Source organism: Magnetospirillum moscoviense, assembly GCF_001650635.1.
GTDB classification, from domain to species: domain Bacteria; phylum Pseudomonadota; class Alphaproteobacteria; order Rhodospirillales; family Magnetospirillaceae; genus Magnetospirillum; species Magnetospirillum moscoviense.
Window position 1 is genome coordinate 1 of sequence record NZ_LWQU01000035.1, and the last position, 3,679, is coordinate 3,679.

The 3,679-nt window shown below is 64.8% G+C and carries 4 protein-coding genes and 1 riboswitch; of the genes, 3 read left to right on the forward strand and 1 reads right to left on the reverse strand.

Translation table 11 applies throughout. The features are described from left to right. Nucleotides 1–122: 122 nt before the first annotated feature. A complete protein-coding gene (fabI, locus tag A6A05_RS02145; RefSeq protein WP_068497016.1) occupies nucleotides 123–923 on the reverse strand; it encodes an enoyl-ACP reductase FabI in 801 nt (266 codons plus the stop codon). A gap of 135 nt (nucleotides 924–1,058) precedes the next feature. Beyond that, nucleotides 1,059–1,137: riboswitch (SAM riboswitch) on the forward strand. Between the two features lie 52 nt (nucleotides 1,138–1,189). Here fabI and metZ point away from each other — a divergent pair. The 3 genes from metZ to folE all read left to right on the forward strand — a co-directional run bounded on the left by metZ (nucleotide 1,190) and on the right by folE (nucleotide 3,519). Next, complete coding sequence (gene metZ, locus A6A05_RS02150; protein WP_068497017.1) at nucleotides 1,190–2,398, forward strand: O-succinylhomoserine sulfhydrylase; 1,209 nt, start codon at nucleotides 1,190–1,192, stop codon at nucleotides 2,396–2,398. Nucleotides 2,399–2,423: 25 nt separating this feature from the next. Further along, nucleotides 2,424–2,816 carry a Co2+/Mg2+ efflux protein ApaG gene (apaG, locus tag A6A05_RS02155; RefSeq protein WP_068497019.1) on the forward strand — a complete coding sequence of 131 codons (393 nt, stop codon included), beginning with the start codon at nucleotides 2,424–2,426 and terminating at the stop codon, nucleotides 2,814–2,816. A 64-nt stretch (nucleotides 2,817–2,880) separates the two neighbouring features. Continuing rightward, nucleotides 2,881–3,519: a GTP cyclohydrolase I FolE gene (folE, locus tag A6A05_RS02160; RefSeq protein ID WP_068497021.1), complete on the forward strand. Its 639-nt coding sequence runs from the start codon at nucleotides 2,881–2,883 to the stop codon at nucleotides 3,517–3,519. Nucleotides 3,520–3,679: the final 160 nt, after the last annotated feature.

Here is a 3,679-nt window from a genome sequence, read left to right on the forward strand (position 1 = left end):
GGGGCATGATGGATGAGTCATTCCATCTTGAATCACGCTCACGCCCGCCTGTCCAGGCTATGTTAACGCCTATGGGGGCATGATACGGGGCGGCCCTGGCTGGGGCCGCCCCTTTTTCATGATCAACCGACGATGTGGGCGCCGCCGTCGATGAACAACGTGGTGCCGGTCACCGACTTGGCGCCGTCGCTGACCAGATAGGCCGCGAACGAGCCGCAATCGTCGATGTCGGCCAATTGATGGGTCGGCGCCTTGGCGGCGGCGGCTTCCATCAGCTCGTCGAAGCGGTCGATGCCCGAGGCGGCGCGGGTCTTCAACGGGCCGGGCGACAGGGCGACGACGCGAATGCCCTTCGGGCCCAATTCGTGCGCCATGTACTTGGTAGCACTTTCCAGCGCCGCCTTGACCGGACCCATGACGTTGTAATGCTCGACCACCTTGCGGCCGCCATAGAACGAGATGGTCATCAGGCAGCCGCCATTGGTCATCAACGGCTCGGCCAGCTTACCCATGCGCATGAAGGAATGGCACGACACGTCCATCGCCATCTGGAAGCCGTCGCGCGAGCAATCGACGACGCGGCCATGCAGGTCGTCGCGGTTGGCGAAGGCGATGGAATGGATGACGAAATCCAGCCGCCCCCAGGTCTTCTCGATCTCGGCGAACACCGCTTCCAGCTGGCCTTCTTCCCGCACGTCGCAGGGCAGGACGATCTGGGCGTCCAGGCCCTCGGCCAGCGGGCGCACCCACTTTTCGGCCTTGTCGTTCAGATAGGTGACCGCCAAGTCGGCGCCGTAGGCCCGGCAATGCTTGGCGCAGCCATAGGCGATCGATTGCTCGTTGGCGATGCCGACGACCAGGCCCTTCTTGCCGGCAAGGTTCAGCGTGGCGACCTGCTGATAAGGCTTAACGATGGCATCCATAGCGTGCGTCCTTCTTCATTCCGGTGATGCTGCACTGCAAAATAGGCGCTTGCCCCTGGTATGACAAGTTCGGAAAACCACATTTAACATAAGTGAATTATTCGCCTTGACGCAGAGAGCCCGGATCGTCTAAGAGGAATTCATCGTGGTGATTTGACCGACCGGCTTGCGGCCACGTAAAACCAAACGCTAAAGAGGTCCGGTAGTGGGTCCCTTTCCCGCCCCGGCTTCTGTTGGCCGGGGCTTTCGTTTTCCAGGGATCTGCCATGACCGACCGCCCTCTTCGTTCCCGCACCCGTCAGGTCCGCGCCGGCCTTAACCGTTCCGGCTTCTCGGAAACCTCGGAAGCCATCTTCATGACCTCGGGTTATGTCTATGGCAGCGCCGAGGAGGCCGAGGCCAGCTTCGACGGCACGCTGGACCGCATGGTCTATTCCCGCTTCAAGAACCCCACCGTCGCCACCTTCGAGGATCGCCTGGCCGCCATCGAGGGCGCCGAGGCCGCCCGCGCCACCGCCTCGGGCATGGCCGCCGTCCACGCCGCCCTGGTCTGCCAGTTGAAGGCGGGCGACCGGGTGGTGGCGCCGCGCGCCCTGTTCGGATCGTGCACCTGGATCATCAACGACCTGCTGCCGCGCTTCGGCGTCAATCCGACCTTCGTCGATGGCACCGACCTTGACCAGTGGAAGGCCGCCCTGGCGACGCCCGCCGCATTGGTGTTCCTGGAAACGCCCTCGAACCCGACGCTGGAGGTGATCGACCTGACAGCGGTGGCCGAGTTGGCCCACCGGGCCGGCGCCCGGGTGGTGGTCGACAACGTCTTCGCCACGCCGATCCTGCAAAGCCCGCTGGAACTGGGCGCCGACGTGGTGGTCTATTCCGCCACCAAGCATATCGACGGCCAGGGCCGCTGCCTGGGCGGCGCCATCTTGGGCGCCAAGGATTTCATCGCCGACACCCTGTCGCCCTATCTGCGCCATACCGGCCCGGCGCTGTCGCCCTTCAACGCCTGGGTGCTGCTGAAGGGGCTCGAGACCCTGGATCTCAGGGTCGAGCGCCACTCGGCCAACGCCCTGGCGGTGGCCCGCTTCCTGGAAGGACGGCCCGAGATCGCGCGGGTGCTGTATCCCGGCCTGGAAAGCCACCCCCAGCACGATCTGGCCAAGCGCCAGATGAAGGGCGGCTTCGGCGGCATCGTCGCCTTCACCCTGAAGGGCGGCAAGCAGGCGGCCTATGACCTGCTGAACGGCCTGGAGGTCATCGACATCTCGAACAATCTGGGCGATTCGAAAAGCCTGGCCTGCCATCCCTGGACCACCACCCACCAGCGCCTGAGCCCGGAAGACAAGCTGGCCCAAGGCATCGGCGAGGGCCTGATCCGACTGTCGGTCGGGTTGGAAGACGCGGCCGACCTGATCGACGATCTACGGCTGGCCTTGGAACCCGGCACGAACGGTTCTAAGATACGGGTTTGACGGAAGGCATCGCGGGGACCTCGCCATGTACAGCCAAACCACCCGAGGCATCACGGTGACGGTGCAGCCGGTCTATCTGGACGACCAGTCCGATCCGACCGAGAACCGTTATGTCTGGGCTTATCAGGTCCGCATCGACAACCAGGGCGACATCACCGTCCAGTTGCTGCGCCGCCATTGGGTGATCACCGACGCCCTGGGCCGCGTGCAAGAGGTCAGGGGCGCCGGCGTCGTCGGCGAACAGCCGGTGCTGCAGCCCGGGCAGTCGTTCGAATATACCAGCGGCACGCCATTGCCGACCTCGTCGGGGATCATGGTCGGCAGCTACGAGATGGAGGCCGAGACCGGCGAAGTGTTCGACATCGCCGTTCCCGCCTTCTCGCTGGACAGTCCGCACGAAACCGTGCGGTTGAACTGACCTTGCAAGACGAGCCGTTCGACGCCACATGGGCCAGGGAACGTCGAGCCAGGAGAACACCACCATGACCACCGCCACACTGCCGGCCGAGTTGCGCCCGCACCTGAAGGACCGCCCCGCCCGCGAGGAAGCCGAGGCTGCCGTGCGCACGCTTCTGCGCTGGGCCGGCGACGATCCCGACCGCGAGGGCCTGGTCGGCACCCCGGAACGGGTGGTGCGCGCCTACGAGGAATTCTTCGAGGGCTACGAGCAGGACCCGGTCGAGATTTTGCAGCGCACCTTCGAGGAAACCGACGGTTACGACGAGATGGTGGTCCTGCGCGACATCCGCCTGGAAAGCCATTGCGAGCACCACATGGTGCCGATCATCGGCAAGGCCCATGTCGCCTATCTGCCGGGCCGGCGCGTCGTCGGCATCTCGAAGCTGGCCCGCATCGTCGAGGTTTTCTCGAAGCGCCTGCAGATCCAGGAAAAGCTGACCAGCCAGATCGCCAACGCCATCAACGAGGTGCTGCAGCCCAAGGGCGTCGCCGTGGTGATCGAGGCGGCGCACCAATGCATGACCACCCGGGGCGTGCGCAAGCCGGGCGTGACCATGGTCACCAGCCGCATGCTGGGCGAATTCCGCGACAACCCGGCAACCCGGCGCGAATTCATGTCGCTGATCCAGGGCCAGCACGGCGACGGTCTGTCGAACGTTTAGGGCCTTGCCCGTGGCGCCCCGTCCCGGGGCCGTTCAAACGCCACGCGGGCTTGTCGCAATTCCGGCAAGGGGGGACTTGCCCTCATAGGCGTTAACATAGCGCACACACTTGGCGTTTTCGCTTTCTTGGGGTGTCGGCGAGGCGTACAGCGAGGCTGGT